Source organism: Zestomonas carbonaria (genome assembly GCF_904061905.1).
Lineage (GTDB): Bacteria > Pseudomonadota > Gammaproteobacteria > Pseudomonadales > Pseudomonadaceae > Aquipseudomonas > Aquipseudomonas carbonaria.
Genome location: NZ_CAJFCI010000076.1, coordinates 1 through 17,433 on the forward strand (window position 1 = coordinate 1; position 17,433 = coordinate 17,433).

Annotated in this window: 12 protein-coding genes and 4 tRNA genes; 10 read left to right on the top strand and 6 right to left on the bottom strand. The window is 66.7% G+C overall.

The genetic code is table 11. From position 1 onward, the window contains the following. Positions 1 to 167 precede the first annotated feature (167 nt). The 4 genes from PSEWESI4_RS18935 to PSEWESI4_RS18950 all read right to left on the bottom strand — a co-directional run bounded on the left by PSEWESI4_RS18935 (position 168) and on the right by PSEWESI4_RS18950 (position 534). Positions 168 to 243, bottom strand: a tRNA-Gly gene (locus PSEWESI4_RS18935). A 15-nt stretch (positions 244 to 258) separates the two neighbouring features. Continuing rightward, positions 259 to 334 (bottom strand) — tRNA-Glu (locus tag PSEWESI4_RS18940). A 32-nt stretch (positions 335 to 366) separates the two neighbouring features. Continuing rightward, positions 367 to 442 (bottom strand) — tRNA-Gly (locus PSEWESI4_RS18945). A gap of 16 nt (positions 443 to 458) precedes the next feature. Further along, positions 459 to 534, bottom strand: a tRNA-Glu gene (locus PSEWESI4_RS18950). 280 nt (positions 535 to 814) lie between these two features. Between PSEWESI4_RS18950 and PSEWESI4_RS18955 the strand changes: the two genes are divergently transcribed. From PSEWESI4_RS18955 to PSEWESI4_RS18995, 9 genes are all read left to right on the top strand, one after another. After that, entirely contained in the window at positions 815 to 1,579 is a 765-nt protein-coding gene (locus PSEWESI4_RS18955; RefSeq protein ID WP_187672780.1) for a hypothetical protein, read from the top strand. A gap of 16 nt (positions 1,580 to 1,595) precedes the next feature. Continuing rightward, positions 1,596 to 2,258 carry a glutathione S-transferase family protein gene (locus PSEWESI4_RS18960; protein WP_187672781.1) on the top strand — a complete coding sequence of 221 codons (663 nt, stop codon included), beginning with the start codon at positions 1,596 to 1,598 and terminating at the stop codon, positions 2,256 to 2,258. A 173-nt stretch (positions 2,259 to 2,431) separates the two neighbouring features. After that, positions 2,432 to 3,409 (top strand): dipeptidase, encoded by a 978-nt coding sequence (locus PSEWESI4_RS18965; RefSeq protein ID WP_187672782.1) that lies wholly within the window; start codon positions 2,432 to 2,434, stop codon positions 3,407 to 3,409. Positions 3,410 to 3,576: 167 nt separating this feature from the next. Beyond that, positions 3,577 to 4,107 carry a DUF5943 domain-containing protein gene (locus PSEWESI4_RS18970; protein ID WP_187672783.1) on the top strand — a complete coding sequence of 177 codons (531 nt, stop codon included), beginning with the start codon at positions 3,577 to 3,579 and terminating at the stop codon, positions 4,105 to 4,107. Positions 4,108 to 4,328: 221 nt separating this feature from the next. After that, positions 4,329 to 6,389: a dimethylglycine demethylation protein DgcA gene (gene dgcA / locus PSEWESI4_RS18975; RefSeq protein WP_187672784.1), complete on the top strand. Its 2,061-nt coding sequence runs from the start codon at positions 4,329 to 4,331 to the stop codon at positions 6,387 to 6,389. 166 nt (positions 6,390 to 6,555) lie between these two features. Then, positions 6,556 to 8,520 (top strand): dimethylglycine demethylation protein DgcB, encoded by a 1,965-nt coding sequence (gene dgcB, locus PSEWESI4_RS18980; RefSeq protein ID WP_187672785.1) that lies wholly within the window; start codon positions 6,556 to 6,558, stop codon positions 8,518 to 8,520. A 211-nt stretch (positions 8,521 to 8,731) separates the two neighbouring features. Beyond that, positions 8,732 to 9,958, top strand: a complete 1,227-nt coding sequence (gene etfA, locus PSEWESI4_RS18985; RefSeq protein ID WP_187672786.1) for an electron transfer flavoprotein subunit alpha — start codon at positions 8,732 to 8,734, stop codon at positions 9,956 to 9,958. A 78-nt stretch (positions 9,959 to 10,036) separates the two neighbouring features. Continuing rightward, entirely contained in the window at positions 10,037 to 10,810 is a 774-nt protein-coding gene (etfB, locus tag PSEWESI4_RS18990) for an electron transfer flavoprotein subunit beta (protein ID WP_187672787.1), read from the top strand. Positions 10,811 to 10,840: 30 nt separating this feature from the next. Next, complete coding sequence (locus tag PSEWESI4_RS18995; protein ID WP_187672788.1) at positions 10,841 to 11,086, top strand: hypothetical protein; 246 nt, start codon at positions 10,841 to 10,843, stop codon at positions 11,084 to 11,086. A 391-nt stretch (positions 11,087 to 11,477) separates the two neighbouring features. Here the strand turns inward: PSEWESI4_RS18995 and gbcB are convergent, their stop codons facing one another. Further along, positions 11,478 to 12,581 carry a glycine-betaine demethylase subunit GbcB gene (gbcB, locus tag PSEWESI4_RS19000; RefSeq protein WP_187672789.1) on the bottom strand — a complete coding sequence of 368 codons (1,104 nt, stop codon included), beginning with the start codon at positions 12,579 to 12,581 and terminating at the stop codon, positions 11,478 to 11,480. Between the two features lie 305 nt (positions 12,582 to 12,886). Between gbcB and gbcA the strand changes: the two genes are divergently transcribed. Further along, entirely contained in the window at positions 12,887 to 14,179 is a 1,293-nt protein-coding gene (gene gbcA, locus PSEWESI4_RS19005; RefSeq protein WP_187672790.1) for a glycine-betaine demethylase subunit GbcA, read from the top strand. A gap of 100 nt (positions 14,180 to 14,279) precedes the next feature. Here the strand turns inward: gbcA and PSEWESI4_RS19010 are convergent, their stop codons facing one another. Further along, entirely contained in the window at positions 14,280 to 17,426 is a 3,147-nt protein-coding gene (locus PSEWESI4_RS19010) for a CusA/CzcA family heavy metal efflux RND transporter (RefSeq protein ID WP_187672791.1), read from the bottom strand. Between the last annotated feature and the right edge of the window lie 7 nt (positions 17,427 to 17,433).

Sequence of the window (17,433 nt, forward strand, 5' to 3'; positions counted from 1 at the left end):
CGGATCAAGGTGATCAAACGCATGGCCTATGGCTTCCGGGACTCGGACTACTTCTTCCTGAAAATCAAGGCCGCCTTCCCCGGGAAAGCGCGATGAACCGAAAAAAGGGCCTTTCGGCCCTTTTTCAACGACCTGCAGACTTTGGTGGACGTCTGTAGGTCAATATTTGGAGCGGGAAACGAGACTCGAACTCGCGACCCCGACCTTGGCAAGGTCGTGCTCTACCAACTGAGCTATTCCCGCATGTACAGCTTGAAATGGCGTCCCCTAGGGGACTCGAACCCCTGTTACCGCCGTGAAAGGGCGGTGTCCTAGGCCACTAGACGAAGGGGACAAACAATGCTCATCGCATTGCCTGGTAAAACCTGGAGCGGGAAACGAGACTCGAACTCGCGACCCCGACCTTGGCAAGGTCGTGCTCTACCAACTGAGCTATTCCCGCATATACAGCTTGAAACTGGCGTCCCCTAGGGGACTCGAACCCCTGTTACCGCCGTGAAAGGGCGGTGTCCTAGGCCACTAGACGAAGGGGACGCGGCCCGGAGCTTACAACAGCTAAACGCCTTGTTCCGGCTTCCAGGCCTTGCCGTTTGGCTTAGCGCTGAAAGTGGCGCGCATTCTATGGAGCCTTTGACAGGCCGTCAACCCTCAAACAAATATTTTTTAAAATCAAAGGGTTCTGATCGAAAATCGAACTTCCCACGGGCCGCCCCGACCTCCCGCCACGGAGGCGACGAAAGGCCCCGGGCCCTCTAGGAGCATGCGGTTCAAGGCACTACACTCCGGAACACCGACTATTTCGAGAGGTGTCCTGATGTCTCCGCTCGTTATCACCCTGCTGGTCATAGGTGGCATCGCCATCCTTATCGCCATCGGCTATATCAACCATGTGGTCGAGAACCGCAATCTGGAGCGCGCGCGCCTCAAGGCGGAGCTCAGCGACCAGATCCGCCGCTGCGGGAAGCTCTCCGACGCCCTTCCCGGGCAGTTCATGTCGCCGTCCCTGAAGCTCACCCTCGCCCGCCTGCAGTTGCAGGATTGCGAGCGGCTGCTGCCACTGGACAAACAGAACGCGGGGCTCAAGTCGCAGATCGAGGAACTGCGCGGCCAGGTTGCCCGGGGCGAGGCAATCGCCGTGAACAACCCGCCACAGAAGGTCCTCAGCGAAGCCAGGGCCAAGGATATCCGCTACCTGCTCGAAGACCTGCACGGCCAGATCGGCCGGGCCGCCAAGGAAGGCCTGCTGCCGCCCCAGGATGCCAAGCGCTGGGTCCAGGAAATCCGCAAGATGCTGATCACCACCAACATCGAGCTGTTCAACAACCTCGGCCACCTGGCGCTGCAGCAGAATCATCCGGGCCAGGCCCGCCTGGCCTTCGAGCGCGGCGTGCAGTACCTGCGCAAGCTGCCCGACCCAACGCCCTACGAGGCCGAGCTGAAGCGTCTCGAAATGCAGCTCGCCCGCGCCAATGCGCTGGTGCTGGACACCAAGCCGAGCGAAGACGACCCGAGCGAGCTGACCGACGGCCTAAAGTCGCTGGAAGACGACGACTGGAAGAAAAAGCAGATCTACGACTGACAAGGATGATTCCCGCATGAGCCTGGTCGTCTACGGTGTTCCGCTGTCGCCCTTCGTCCGCAAGCTGCGCCTCTGCCTCGCCGAGAAGGGCCTCGAATACCAGCTCGAGATAGTCATGCCCGGCGAGCGCTCGGAGGAATTCCTGGCGCTCAGCCCGCTGGGACGCATCCCCGCGTTTCGCGACGGCGACCTGTGCCTCGCCGACTCCAGCGTCATCTGCCAGTACCTGGAGGACAAGCACCCCGGACTCCCCGCCCTGTACGGCCGGGATGCCAGCCAGCGCGCCAAGGTGCGCTGGCTGGAGAAGTACGCCGACTACGAACTCGCTCCGCTGGCCACCTTCACCGTGTTCCGCAACCGCATCGTCAAGGCGACCCTGGGCCAAGCGTGCGACGAGCCCGCCGTCCAGGCCGCCCTGCAGGACAAGCTGCCGCACCACCTCGACTACCTGGAAAGGACTCTCGGCCAGGCCGAATACTTCGTCGGCGACGACCTGAGCATGGCCGACCTGTCCATCGCCACCCAGTTGATCAACCTGGAGCACGGCGGCGAGCGACTGGATGCCCGGCGCTGGCCGGCACTCGCCGCGCACTACGAGCGGATCAAGGCGCGCGACTCGGTGCAAGCGGTACTACCGGGCGAACTGAAAGTGCTGGCCAGGATGGCCAGCAAGGCCTGATCCCCTCCTCCCCCTCGGCGCGGGCTGCCCAGGCCCGCTCGCTTGCGTCCCGGGCTTGACGCTTTCGGCAATACCCCGGTCGTTTTTGCGCGATAGCGTCACAGGTTCCGACGATATGCTCCCCTCCAAGCGCCGGCAGAAGATTCGGCGCACAGAGCAAAGGGGACTGCCTGATGAGCCCAGCCGAACTCCACGCCGACAGCATCGTCATCGACGGTCTGATCATCGCCAAGTGGAACCGTGAACTCTTCGAGGACATGCGCAAGGGCGGCCTGACCGCCGCCAACTGCACGGTCTCCGTGTGGGAGGGCTTCCAGGCCACGGTGAACAACATCGTCGCCAGCAACAAGCTGATCCGCGACAACGCCGACCTGGTCATCCCGGTGCGCAGCACCGCCGACATCCGCAAGGCCAAGGAACTGGGCAAGACCGGCATCCTCTACGGCTTCCAGAACGCCCACGCGTTCGAGGACCAGATCGGCTACGTCGAGGTGTTCAAGCAGCTCGGCGTGGGCATCGTGCAGATGTGCTACAACACCCAGAACCTGGTCGGCACCGGCTGCTACGAGCGCGACGGCGGGCTCTCCGGCTTCGGCCGCGAGATCGTCGCCGAGATGAACCGCGTCGGCGTGATGTGCGACCTGTCCCACGTCGGCAGCAAGACCAGCGAGGAAGTCATCCTCGAATCGAAGAAGCCGGTCTGCTACTCCCACTGCCTGCCCTCGGGCCTGAAAGAGCACCCGCGCAACAAGTCCGACGAGGAGCTGAAGTTCATCGCCGACCACGGCGGCTTCGTCGGCGTGACCATGTTCGCGCCCTTCCTCGCCAAGGGCATCGACTCGACCATCGACGACTACGCCGAGGCCATCGAGTACGTGATGAACATCGTCGGCGAGGACGCCATCGGCATCGGTACCGACTTCACCCAGGGCCATGGCCAGGACTTCTTCGAGTGGCTGACCCACGACAAGGGTTACGCCCGCCGCCTGACCAACTTCGGCAAGATCGTCAACCCGCTGGGCATCCGCACCGTGGGCGAGTTCCCCAACCTCACCGAGACCCTGCTGGGGCGCGGCATGCCCGAGCGCGTGGTGCGCAAGGTCATGGGCGAGAACTGGGTGAGGGTGCTGGCCGACGTCTGGGGCGAGTAAGTCTCTTCAACACACCCTCTCCCCCAGCCCCTCTCCCATGAATGGGAGAGGGGAGCAGAGCGACCGGCATGCACCTGACATTACGCATGCACGGGCAGCCCCCTCTCCCGCTTGCGGGAGAGGGCTGGGGAGAGGGCAAAACCAACTGAACTCCGGAGCCTGCACACATGGCCAAACACGCCCCCGAACTGCCCATCGAAGTCGACAGCGAAACCGGCGTCTGGACCACCGACGCCCTGCCGATGCTCTACGTGCCACGGCACTTCTTCGTCAACAACCACATCGGCATCGAGGAAGAGCTGGGCGCCGAGCGCTACGCCGAGATCCTCTACAAGGCCGGCTACAAGTCCGCCTGGCACTGGTGCGAGAAGGAAGCCGAATGCCACGGGCTGGTCGGCGTCGAGGTGTTCGAGCACTACATGAAGCGCCTGTCGCAGCGCGGCTGGGGCCTGTTCCAGATCGAGCAGATCGACCTCGACGCCGGCACCGCCCAGGTGCGCCTGAAGCACTCCGCCTTCGTGTACGTGTACGGCAAGGTCAACCGCAAGGTCGACTACATGTTCACCGGCTGGTTCGCCGGCGCCATGGACCAGATCCTCCAGGCCCGCGGCAGCAGCATCCGCACCGTGGCCGAGCAGGTGTACAGCGGCGCCGAGGAAGGCCATGACGATGGGCTGTTCATCGTCAAACCCCTCTGAGGCGACTCTTTTCTGGATCCCCCGCGTGCGCGGGGAAGACGGCTCAAAGCCGGAGCACCCTCCGGGTCATTCCCGCGAACGCGGGACGGTGCTTGCACCGAACGCCCTTCAGGGCGGCCCGAAGGGCGAGCAGCAAACAACAACGTAGGAGCGGGCCATGCCCGCGGATCGCGGCCATGGGCCGCTCCTACGACAAACCGTGATCCCGTGAGGATGCCGCAATGGCCTTCGAAGCAATGTTCCAGCCGATCCAGATCGGCAAGCTGACCATCCGCAACCGCGTGCTCTCCACCGCCCACGCCGAGGTCTACGCCACCGACGGCGGGATGACCACCGAGCGCTACGTGAAGTACTACGAGGAGAAGGCCAAGGGCGGCATCGGCCTGGCCATCTGCGGTGGTTCCTCGGTGGTCGCCATCGACAGCCCGCAGGAGTGGTGGAGTTCGGTGAACCTGTCCACCGACCGCATCATCCCGCACTTCCAGAACCTGGCCGACGCCATGCACAAGCATGGCGCCAAGATCATGATCCAGATTACCCACATGGGCCGCCGCTCGCGCTGGGACGGCTTCAACTGGCCGACGCTGATGTCGCCCTCGGGCATCCGCGAGCCGGTGCACCGCGCCACCTGCAAGACCATCGAGCCGGAAGATATCTGGCGGGTGATCGGCAACTACGCGCAGGCCGCGCGCCGGGCGAAGGAAGGCGGCCTGGACGGCGTCGAGCTGTCCGCCGTGCACCAGCACATGATCGACCAGTTCTGGAGCCCGCGGGTCAACAAGCGCACCGACGAATGGGGCGGCACCTTCGAGGGCCGCATGAAGTTCGGCCTGGAAGTGCTCAAGGCCGTGCGCAAAGAGGTCGGTGACGACTTCTGCGTCGGCATGCGCATCTGCGGCGACGAGTTCCACCCGGACGGCCTGTCCCACGAGGACATGAAGCAGATCGCCAAGTACTACAGCGACACCGGCATGCTCGACTTCATCGGCGTGGTCGGCTCCGGCTGCGACACCCACAACACCCTGGCCAACGTCATCCCCAACATGACCTACCCGCCGGAGCCCTTCCTGCACCTGGCGGCGGGCATCAAGGAAGTGGTCAACGTGCCGGTGCTGCACGCGCAGAACATCAAGGACCCGAACCAGGCCACGCGCATCCTCGAAGGCGGCTACGTGGACATGGTCGGCATGACCCGCGCGCACATCGCCGACCCGCACCTGATCGCCAAGATCAAGATGGGCCAGGTCGACCAGATCAAGCAGTGCGTCGGCGCCAACTACTGCATCGACCGCCAGTACCAGGGCCTGGACGTGCTGTGCATCCAGAACGCCGCCACCAGCCGCGAATACATGGGCGTGCCGCACATCATCGAGAAGACCACCGGCGTGAAGCGCAAGGTCGTCGTCGTCGGTGGCGGCCCGGCCGGGATGGAGGCCGCGCGGGTGGCGGCCGAGCGCGGCCACGACGTGACCCTGTTCGAGAAGAAGGACCAGCTCGGCGGGCAGATCACCACCGCCTCGAAAGCGCCGCAGCGCGACCAGATCGCCGGCATCACCCGCTGGTACCAACTGGAGCTGGCGCGTCTGGGCGTCGACCTGCGCCTGGGCACCGCAGCCGATCCGGACACCATCCTCGACCTGCGCCCGGACATCGTGGTGCTGGCCAACGGCGGCCACCCGTTCCTGGAGCAGAACGAACACTGGGGCGCCGCCGAGGGCCTGGTGGTGAGCAGTTGGGACATCCTCGACGGCACCGTCGCACCGGGCAAGAACGTGCTGGTCTACGACACCATCTGCGAGTTCAGCGGCATGTCGGTGGCCGACTTCCTCGCCGACAAGGGCGCGCTGGTGGAGATCGTCACCGACGACATCAAGCCCGGCGTGGCCATCGGCGGCACCACCTTCCCGACCTACTACCGCAGCATGTACCCCAAGGAAGTGATCATGACCGGCGACCTGATGCTGGAGAAGGTCTACCGCGAGGGCGACAAGCTGGTGGCGGTGCTGGAGAACGAATACACCGGCGCGAAAGAGGAGCGGGTGGTCGACCAGGTGGTGGTGGAGAACGGCGTGCGCCCGGACGAGAGCCTGTACTACGCGCTCAAGCAGGGCTCGCGCAACAAGGGCCAGATCGACGTCGAGGCGCTGTTCGCGATCAAGCCGCAGCCGTGCCTGAGCGAGCCGGGTGAAGGCTACCTGCTGTTCCGCATCGGCGACTGCGTGGCCCAGCGCAACACCCACGCGGCGATCTACGACGCATTGCGGCTGTGCAAAGATTTCTGACGGGCACGGACAGCCCCCTCTCCCATTTATGGGAGAGGGCTGGGGGAGAGGGTAAGCCGGCAACTGCGGAGTTGCCGATCGCCCCTCTCCCTAGCCCTCTCCCCCAAGGGGGAGAGGGGACTGGTTCGGAGTGGCCCATTCGGTCCCGGCAAGGAGACCAACAACAATGCTGAACACCATCCTCCCCATCCTGCTCCTCGCCGCCCTGGCCCTTGCGGCCATCGGCGCGGCCAAACGCTTCTACATGTGGCGCCGCGGCCGTCCCGCGCAGGTCGACTGGCTCGGCGGCCTGCTGGCCATGCCGCGGCGCTACCTGGTGGACCTGCACCACGTGGTCGAGCGCGACAGGTACATGTCCAGGACCCACGTGGCCACCGCCGGCGGCTTCGTCCTGGCGGCGCTGCTGGCCATCGTCGTGCACGGTTTCGGCCTGCACAGCCGGATCCTCGGCTTCGCCCTGCTGGCGGCCACGGCGCTGATGTTCGGCGGCGCGCTGTTCGTCGCCAAGCGCCGCCTCGACCCGCCGTCGCGGCTGTCGAAGGGCCCGTGGATGCGTCTGCCGAAGAGCCTGCTGATGTTCTCGGCGAGCTTCTTCATCGCCACGCTGCCCGTGGCCGGCATCCTGCCCGAAGGGTTCGGCGGCTGGCTCCTGGCGGCCATCCTCGCCATCGGCGTGGCCTGGGGCGTGTCCGAGCTGTTCTTCGGCATGACCTGGGGCGGGCCGATGAAGCACGCCTTCGCCGGCGCCCTGCACCTGGCCTGGCACCGTCGCGCCGAGCGCTTCGGGGGCGGCCGCTCCACCGGCCTCAAGGCCCTTGATCTCAGCGATCCCATGGCCCCGTTGGGCGTGGAAAAACCCACCGACTTCACCTGGAACCAGCTGCTGGGCTTCGACGCCTGCGTGCAGTGCGGCAAGTGCGAGGCCATGTGCCCGGCCTTCGCCGCCGGCCAGCCGCTGAACCCGAAGAAGCTGATCCAGGACATGGTCATCGGCCTGGCCGGCGGCAACGACGCCAAGTTCGCCGGCTCGCCCTATCCCGGAAAGCCCCTGGGCGAGCACAGCGGTGGCCCGCACCTGCCCATAGTCGCGCTGGAAGGCAAGGCCCTGGTGGACGCCGAGACGCTGTGGTCGTGCACCACCTGCCGCGCCTGCGTCGAGGAATGCCCGATGATGATCGAGCACGTCGACGCCATCGTCGACATGCGCCGCCACCTCACCCTGGAAAAGGGCGCCACCCCGAACAAGGGCGCCGAGGTGCTGGAGAACCTGATCGCCACCGACAACCCCGGCGGCTTCGCCCCCGGCGGCCGGCTGAACTGGGCGGCCGACCTGAACCTGCCGCTGATGAGCGAGCAGAAGCAGGCCGACGTGCTGTTCTGGGTCGGCGACGGCGCCTTCGACATGCGCAACCAGCGCACCCTGCGCGCCTTCGTGAAGATCCTCAAGGCGGCGAAAGTGGACTTCGCCGTGCTCGGCCTGGAAGAGCGCGACAGCGGCGACGTGGCCCGCCGCCTGGGCGACGAGGCGACCTTCCAGAGCCTGGCCAAACGCAACATCGCCACCCTGGCGCAGTACCGCTTCAAGCGCATCGTCAGTTGCGACCCGCACAGCTTCCATGTGCTGAAGAACGAGTACGGCGCCCTGGGCGGCAGCTACGAAGTGCTGCACCACACCACCTTCATCGACGAACTGGTGAAGAGCGGCGCGCTGCAACTGGGCCAGAGCAAGGCCGACAGCGTGACCTACCACGACCCCTGTTACCTGGGCCGCTACAACGGCGAGTACGAAGCCCCACGCGCTGTGCTCAAGGCCATCGGCATCGAGGTCAAGGAGATGCAACGCTCCGGCTTCCGCTCGCGCTGCTGCGGCGGTGGCGGGGGCGCGCCGATCACCGACATCCCCGGCAAGCAGCGGATTCCGGACATGCGCATGGCCGACATCAAGGAAACCGGCGCCGAGCTGGTCGCCGTGGGCTGCCCGCAATGCACCGCGATGCTCGAAGGCGTGGTCGCCCCGCGCCCGGAGATCAAGGACATCGCCGAACTGGTTGCCGACGTGCTGATCGACAGCACGGACGCCCCGGCAAAAAAGCCGACGCCGGCCAAGCGTGAAATGGCGGAGGTGCACTGATGAAGCAACGTACCGCTTGCCTCCCCTCTCCCATTCATGGGAGAGGGGCCGGGGGAGAGGGTGTATCCGGCCACACCGGCGCTGCCTGTTTCCCCCTCTCCCCCAAGAGGGCGAGGGAACCATTCGTGCCAACCCGTAGGATGGGTGACAACCCATCGGTTCTTGCTGGGTTGTCCCCCATCCTACGGCGACCCACCGACCGGAGGTGCCCATGAGCGACATCATCCGCCGCGATCCACGCGCCGAGTGGATCGCCCGCAACCGCCTGCACCCGCTGCATGCCGCCATGCGGCAACAGGGCCAGACGAGCTGGATGGGCCCCAACGGCCTGATCCGCAAGACCCCCCACGGAATCGGCTTCATCGGCCCCAATGGCCTCAAGCGCATCGACCGCAGCGGCGCCCAGCAAGGCACCGGCGGCAAGCGCAGCAGCGCCAGCGAAGTGGTGCAGTTGCCGCTGCAGGTCATCGAGCAGCCGGCCTTCTACATCGCCGTGGTGCCGGACATGGTCGGCGGCCGCCTCTCCAGCCACGACCGCGACCTGCTGGGCCTGGCCCGCAAGCTCGCCGGCGAGGGCGGCGCGGTGCTGGCCATCGTCTTCGGCGAACACAAGGAAAGCGCCTTCGACACCGCCGGCGTCGACCGCCTGTTGCAGGTCGAGGGCGACGAATACGAAGGCTACGCCCCGGAACAACGGGGGCTGGCGTTGCGCGCCGTGGACGGCCAGTTCGTGCCGCGCCACTGGCTGCTGCCCGACAGCCGCACCGGTGGCGGCGAACTGGGCCGGCGCCTAGCCGCCAGTCTCGGCGAACGCCCGGCCACCCGCGTCTGGCAGGCCGAGGGCGAGCGCTGCATCGGCCGCGCCGGCGCCGGCCAGCAGGACCTGCAGCGGCCGCTGGCGCGCCTGATCCTGGCCGCCGCCGAGTGCGCCGAGCCGGTCAGCGAGACGCGCCACGAGGCCCGCCCGGTCGCCCTGGAAGGCGGTGTGGCGCGCAACCTGCCGCGCATCGAGGACCTCGGCCCGGTGGCCGTGGACCCGGCGCAGATTCCCATGGCCGAGGCCGAATTCATCCTCTCCGGCGGCAACGGCGTGCGCGACTGGGACCTGTTCCACCGCGCCGCTGCGGCCCTGGGCGCCACCGAAGGCGCTTCGCGGGTGGCGGTGGACGACGGCCACATGCCGCGCAACCGCCAGGTCGGCGCTACCGGCACCTGGGTCACCGCGCGGGTCTACCTGGCGGTGGGTATCTCCGGCGCCATCCAGCACCTGCAGGGCATTGGCGCCTGCGACAAGGTGGTGGCGGTGAACATGGACCCCGGCTGCGACATGATCAAACGCGCCGACCTTTCGGTGATCGGCGATTCCACGGCGATTCTGCAGGCACTGATCCGCCTGGCCGAGGAGTACCGCCAGGGAGGAGCGCGGGATGCGGCTTGAAAGCAGCGGCAAGCTTCAAGCTGCAGGCTTCAAGCAAGAGCGCAGCACGGTGCTGGTCCTTATCCATAGGTACGAACAATGACCGACCTGAATATCGTCACCCTGGTCTCCATCGGCGCCCACCCCGCCTCCGGCCGCGCCCGCCGCGCCGAGCAGGATGCCCGCGCCGTCGAGCTGGGCCTGCGCCTGGCCGGCAAGCGCCTGCAGGTGCTGCACGCCGGCAACCCGCAGGAAGAGGCGCTGCGCAGCTATCTGGGCATGGGCCTGGACGAGCTGGCGGTGCTGGAACAACCAGCCGGCGCCGACGCCTTGCCGGCGCTGGTCGACTACCTCGGCGGCGCCGGCGCGCAACTGGTGCTCACCGGCAGCCAGGCCGAGACAGGCGAAGGCTCCGGCATGCTGCCGTTCCTGCTCGCCGAACGCCTGGGCTGGCCGCTGGTGGTGGGCCTGGCCGAGGTGGAGAAGGTCGAGGGCGGCAGCGCCCAGGTACTGCAAGCCCTGCCGCGCGGCCAGCGGCGCCGGCTGAAGGTGCGCCTGCCCTTCGTCGCCAGCGTCGACAACGCCGCCCCGGTGGCGCGCCAGAGCGCCTTCGGCCCGGCCCGACGCGGCCAGATCGAGGCTCACGAAGTGGAGCTGGTGGAAGACGCCCTGCTCGCCGAAAGCACCTTGCAACCGGCGCGGCCGCGCCCCAAGCGTCTCAAGGTGATCAAGGCCAAGACCGGCGCCGAACGGATGAAAGCCGCGACTGCCAAGGCCTCCGGCGGTACCGGCCAGGTGCTCAAGGACCTGGCGCCGGAAGCCGGCGCCGAAGCCATTTTCAAGCTGCTGCTGGATGAAGGCGTGGTGCGCTGAGACGCACGCCAAAGACCGAGGAGACGGACCATGATGCATGCCGACCTGATCGACCAGGAAGACTTCCGCGAACGCCTGGTGGCGCTGGGCTTCAGCATTCCTCCGGGAGCTGGCGCCGAGCAGGCCTGCACCCATGCGCTGAGCGGCCTCAGCCCGGAACGGGCGACCGCCCTGCGCCGGCTGGTGGAGGAACTGCTGGGCGGCAGCGCTACCCTGCTGCCGGCTGTGCGCGAGGCGATTTCTCGTACGTTGCTGCCGGCGTTGGCGCCGCGCTGAGTTTTTCGCGCAAAAGGAAATGCCGCTCACTGGGTGGTGGGCGGTTTTGGTCTTTCTCTAATGTTTTTCACGGCTCGGGAAGGGCTCTCGTTCTGGCTAAGCCTTTCTGAATAGCTCAACTCCGCCCCTCACCCCCGCCCTCTCCCGGAGGGAGAGGGAGTTAGACCGTGGCGTCGGCTGGCGCAGCGCATTCCCACGACTCACGGGCAGCCCCCTCTCCCCTCGGGAGAGGGTTGGGGTGAGGGGCGGAATATCCGTCTCGCACAACCTTTCCCCCTCCTCCTTTCCAAATCGCCCACGCTACCCACCATCGACTCCAGCACGAAAAAAGGGCCCCCGGCCGACCAACATCAGGCCAGCCCAACGGCCCTCCACCATCGATCACCTCCCATCAGTAATCGATGACCACATCCCCCTTCGGCACGCTGCAGCACGACAGGATGTACCCCTCGGCGATGTCCTCGTCGGTGATCCCGCCGTTGTGCTCCATCTCGACCTCCCCCGCCGTCTTCATGACCTTGCAGGTGCCGCAGATGCCCATGCCGCAGGCCTTGGGGATGTGCAGGCCGAGCTTGGCGGCGGCGGCGTGCACGGTTTCGCCGGGGGCGACGCGGACGCTCTTGCCGGTACCGGTGAAGTCCACCTGGCACAGGTCTTCGCTCATCAGCCCCTCCTCCGCCTGGGCGGCTTCGGCGGCGTGTTCGCGGACCTCTTCGCGGATTTCCGGCGGCGTCGGGCCGAAGGCTTCCTCGTGGTAGTGGCTCATGTCGAAGCCGTTGGCCTCGAGCAGCCGCTTGACCGCGCTCATGTAGGGCGTCGGGCCGCAGCAGAAGATCTCCCGGTCCATGAAGTCCGGGGCGATCAGCTCCAGCATCGCCTGGTTCAGGTAGCCGCGATAGCCGGACCAGGTCTCGCCGATCTCGTAGCGCTCGCAGACCAGGTGCAGCTTGAAGTTGGTGATGCGCGACGCCATGTGGCGCAGCTCGCGGTGGTAGATGATGTCCTTCGGCGTGCGCGCGCTGTGCACGAAGATCATGTCGACGCTGCCATTGGTGTCGAAGAACCAGCGCGCCATGGACATCACCGGGGTGATGCCGACGCCGCCGGAGAGGAACAGCACCTTTTCCGCCGGGAAGTCGATGGCGTTGAAGTTGCCCACCGGCCCGTGCACCGGGATCACATCGCCTTCCTTGAGGTTGTCGTGCAGCCAGTTGGAGACCTTGCCGCCCGGCACCCGCTTGATGGTGATGGAGAAGCTGTAGGGCACCGAGGGCGAGCTGGAGATGGTGTAGGAACGCATGATCGGCTGGCCGTCGATCTCCAGCTCCAGGGTGACGAATTGCCCGGGCTTGAAGAAGAACACCATCGGCTGGTCGGCCATGAAACAGAAGGTGCGCACGTCCCAGGTTTCCTGGATGGCCTTGACGCAGCGCACCAGGTGGCGGCCATTGCTCCAGGTCTGGGTGGTCACTGGATTGAGGAAGTTGTTCGTCATGGACAGAGCTCCGCGCACAGCCGGATATCGGCCTGTTGCGAGCGATTTTGCGCAAGCCCCCCGCCCGCCGTTTACCTGCCTGCGACATCCACATGCTTATCGCGCCCCACCGACGAACGTGCAGCCGCAGCGTCGGAAACGGATGCCCGCGCGTCGCCCATGGACAAGGTCGCCGCCAGCACCGCCTCCACACTCGCCCCTAGAGCGAACCGCCCGCAGAGGACGGGTCACGCCGCCTTGCGTCACAACCGAAACAGCCACTGTTGCGGCGTTCGCCCGGGCGAGCCGCCATTGAGGAGTTACCGATGGATGTCATCAACGATACGAGTCTGGGCGACCCGCTGGAGCCGGCACGCAAGGCCACTGCCGACATGCTCCGCACGCGTGACCACAGCTTCTCCCTGCCCCAGCCGTTCTACAACGACGAACGGCTGTTCCAGATCGACATGCAGGAGATCTTCCACAAGGAATGGCTGATCGCCGGCATGACCTGCGAGATCCCGGCCAAGGGCAACTACCTGACCCTGCAGATCGGCGCCAATCCGGTGATCGTCATCCGCGGCGCCGAAGGGCAGATCCACGCCTTCCACAACGTCTGCCGCCACCGTGGCTCGCGCCTGTGCGTCAGCGAAAAGGGCAAGGTCGCCAAGCTGGTCTGCCCCTACCACCAGTGGACCTACGAGCTGGACGGCCGCCTGCTGTTCGCCGGCACCGAGATGGGCGCCGACTTCGACATGAAGCAGTACGGCCTCAAGCCCGTGCAGGTGAAGAGCGCCGGCGGCTACATCTTCATCTCCCTGGCGGAGAACCCGCCGCCCATCGACGACTTCCTGCGTACGCTCGAGCACTACATGGAGCCGTACGACATGGAGAACGCCAAGGTGGCGGTGCAGACCACCATCAGGGAAGCCGCCAACTGGAAGCTGGTGCTCGAGAACAACCGCGAGTGCTACCACTGCAACGGCTCGCACCCGGAGCTGCTGAAGACCCTGCTGGAATGGGACGACGTCACCGACCCGCGCGCCAGCCAGGCGTTCAAGGACCAGGTGGCGGCCTGCACCAAGGCCTGGGACGAGGAGAAGATCCCCTATGCCCACGCCAGCTTCGGCCTGCGCAACCGCATCGTGCGCATGCCGCTGCTCGACGGCACCGTGTCCATGACCATGGACGGCAAGCAAGGCAGCAAGAAGCTGATGGGGCGGATCAAGAACCCCGACCTGGGCTCGATGCGCATCCTCCACCTGCCCCACTCCTGGAACCACTGCATGGGCGACCACCTGATCGTCTTCACCGTGTGGCCGATCAGCGCCCAGGAAACCATGGTCACCACCAAGTGGCTGGTGCACAAGGACGCGGTGGAAGGCGTCGACTACGACGTCGCCCGCCTGCGCGAGGTCTGGGACGCCACCAACGACCAGGACCGCCGCCTCGCCGAAGAGAACCAGCGCGGCATCAACTCCACCGCCTACCAGCCCGGCCCTTACTCGAAGACCTACGAGTTCGGCGTGATCAACTTCCTCGACTGGTACAGCGAGCGGATGCTCGACAACCTCGGCGACACCCCGGTCACCCACCTGCGCCAGGTCGGCGCCGAGTAACCAATCACACTGAGGTCCCGCAAGGGCCTGCTCCTTGCCCCCGCCAGGATATCGGCCCTGGCGGGGGATTTTTTTGCCTGCCGACTCGGAGACCGCCCGGTCAGCCCCTCTCCGCGACCTCGTCCTCGCGCCGGTACGCCCAGCGGTACAGCGCCGGCAGCACCAGCAGCGTCAGCGCGGTGGAGGACAGGATGCCGCCGATCACCACCGTGGCCAGCGGCCGCTGCACTTCGGCGCCGGTGCCGGTGGCGAGCGCCATGGGCACGAAGCCGAGGGACGCCACCAGCGCGGTCATCAGCACCGGGCGCAGGCGAGTCAGCGCGCCTTCGCGGATCGCCGCGTCGAGGCCCAGCCCTTCCTCGCGCAGGTTGCGGATGAAGGAAAGCATCACCAGGCCATTGAGCACCGCCACCCCGGACAGGGCGATGAAGCCGACGCCGGCGGAGATCGACAGCGGAATGTCGCGCAGCCACAGCGCCAGCACCCCGCCGGTCAGGGCGAAGGGAATGCCGGTGAACACCAGCAGGCCGTCGCGGACGTTGTTGAACATCATGAACAGCAGCACGAAGACCAGCAGCAGCGCCACCGGCACCACGATCCGCAGGCGTTCGGCCGCCGATTTCAACTGCTCGAACTGGCCGCCCCAGGTGGTCCAGTAACCGGCCGGAATGCTCACCTCACGGGCGATCCGCTCACCGGCATCCTCGACGAAGGAACCGATGTCGCGTCCGCGCACGTTGGCGCTGACCACCACCAGGCGCTTGCCGTTCTCGCGGCTGATCTGGTTCGGCCCCGACACCAGGCGCAGGCTGGCGACCTCGGAGAGGCTGATGAAACCGATCCCGGAGTCGCCGCTCAGTGCCGGCACCGGGATCGGCAAGCGGCCCAGGCCCTCGATGTCGGTACGCAGGCGTTCGGGCAGGCGCACCACCATGTCGAAGCGGCGGTCGCCCTCGAACAGGGTGCCGGCCTGGCGACCGCCGATGGCTACCGCGACGGTATCCTGCACGTCGCCGACGTTGAGCCCGTAGCGCGCCGCCTTGTCGCGGTCGATGTCGACGGTCAGCACCGGCAGGCCGCTGGTCTGCTCCACCTTCACCTCCGAGGCGCCATCGACCTTCTGCAAGGTCTCGGCGATTTCCCCGGCGGTCTTGTTGAGTACCTCCATGTCGTCGCCGAACACCTTCACCGCCACGTCGCTGCGCACCCCGGAAATCAGCTCGTTGAAGCGCAACTGGATCGGCTGCGACATCTCGTAGTTGCTGCCCGGTACGCTGGCGGCCGCGGCCTGGATCGCCTCCACCAGCTCCGCGCGGGACTTGCCCGGATCGGGCCACTGCGCCTTGGGCTTGAGCATCACGTAGCTGTCGGAGATGTTCGGCGGCATCGGGTCCGAGGCGATTTCCGACGTGCCGGTGCGCGCGAACACCCGCTCGACCTCCGGCACCTTGGCGAGGATCGCCCGCTCCAGGCTACGCTGCATCTCCACCGACTGCGTCAGGCTGGTGCCCGGCACGCGCAACGCCTGGAGGGCGAAGTCGCCTTCGCTCAGGCTCGGCACGAATTCGCTGCCCATGCGGCTGGCCAGCAGGCCGGAGAGCACCACCAGCAGCGCGGCCACGGCGAACGCCAGCGGACGGCGCGCCATCACCCAGTCCAGCACCGGCCCGTAGCCGCGCCGGGCGGCGCGCATCAGCAGGTTCTCCTCCTCCTTCACCTTGCCGGTCACGAACAGCGCGATGGCGGCGGGCACGAAGGTCACCGAGAGGATCATCGCGCCAAGCAGCGCGAGCACCACGGTGAAGGCCATCGGGTGGAACATTTTCCCCTCGACGCCGGTGAGCGCGAAGATCGGCAGGTACACCACCATGATGATCAACTGGCCGTAGACCAGCGCGCGGCGGGCCTCCCTGGACGCGGCGAACACCTCGTGCAGGCGCTCGCTGCGGGTCAGCATGCGGCCATGGTGCTGCTGCGCATGGGCCAGGCGGCGGATGGCGTTCTCGACGATCACCACCGCGCCGTCGACGATGATCCCGAAGTCCAGCGCGCCGAGGCTCATCAGGTTGGCGCTGATGCGGTTGCCGGCCATGCCGGTGAAGGTGAACAGCATCGCCAGCGGGATGACCAGCGCGGTGATCAGCGCCGCGCGGATGTTGCCGAGGAACAGGAAGAGCACGGCGATCACCAGGATCGCCCCCTCGATGAGGTTCTTCTTCACCGTGGCGATGGCCTTGTCGACCAGTTGCGTGCGGTCGTACACCGGCACGGCACGCACGCCTTCCGGCAAGGTGCGGTTGATCTCCTCCAGCCGTTCCGCCACGGCCAGGGAGACGTCGCGGCTGTTCTCGCCGATCAGCATGAACACCGTGCCAAGCACCACTTCGTTGCCGTTCTCGGTGGCCGCGCCGGTACGCAGTTCGCGGCCGATGCCCACCTCGGCCACCTGGCCCATGCGGATCGGCGTGCCGTCGACGTTGGTGACGACGATGTTGGCGATGTCCTCGATGTCCTTCACCTGGCCCGGCGCGCGGACCAGCAGTTGCTCGCCGTTGCGCTCGATGTAGCCGGCACCGACGTTGGCGTTGTTGCGCTCCAGCGCGGTGACCAGGTCGCCCAGGGTCAGCCGGTAGGCGGCCAGGCGCTTCGGGTCGGGCGCCACCTGGAACTGCCGGGCGAAGCCGCCGATGGTGTTGATCTCGGCCACGCCGGGCACGTTGCGCAACTGCGGCTTGATGATCCAGTCCTGGATCACCCGCAGGTCGGTCGGCGTGTAGGCCGTGCCGTCTTCCTTGCGCGCGTCCTCGGCAGCCTCCACCGTCCACAGGAAGATTTCCCCGAGCCCGGTGGAGATCGGCCCCATGATCGCCTCGGCGCCTTCCGGCAACTGCTCGCGCGCCTGTTGCAGGCGCTCGTTGACCAGTTGCCGGGCGAAGTACAGGTCGGTGCCGTCGGCGAAGATCACCGTGACCTGCGACAGGCCCGAGCGCGAGATCGAGCGCGTCTGTTGCAGGCCCGGCAGACCGGCCATGGCGGTCTCGATGGGATAGGTGATGCGCTGCTCGGTTTCCAGCGGCGAGAAGCCGGCGGCGGCGGTGTTGATCTGCACCTGCACGTTGGTGATGTCAGGCACCGCGTCGATGGGCAGTTTCTGGTAGCTGGCGACGCCCAGCGCGGCCATCCCGAGGACGGCGAGCAGCACCAGGTAACGCTGTTCTATGGCGAAGCGGATGATGCGTTCGAACATGGCAAGG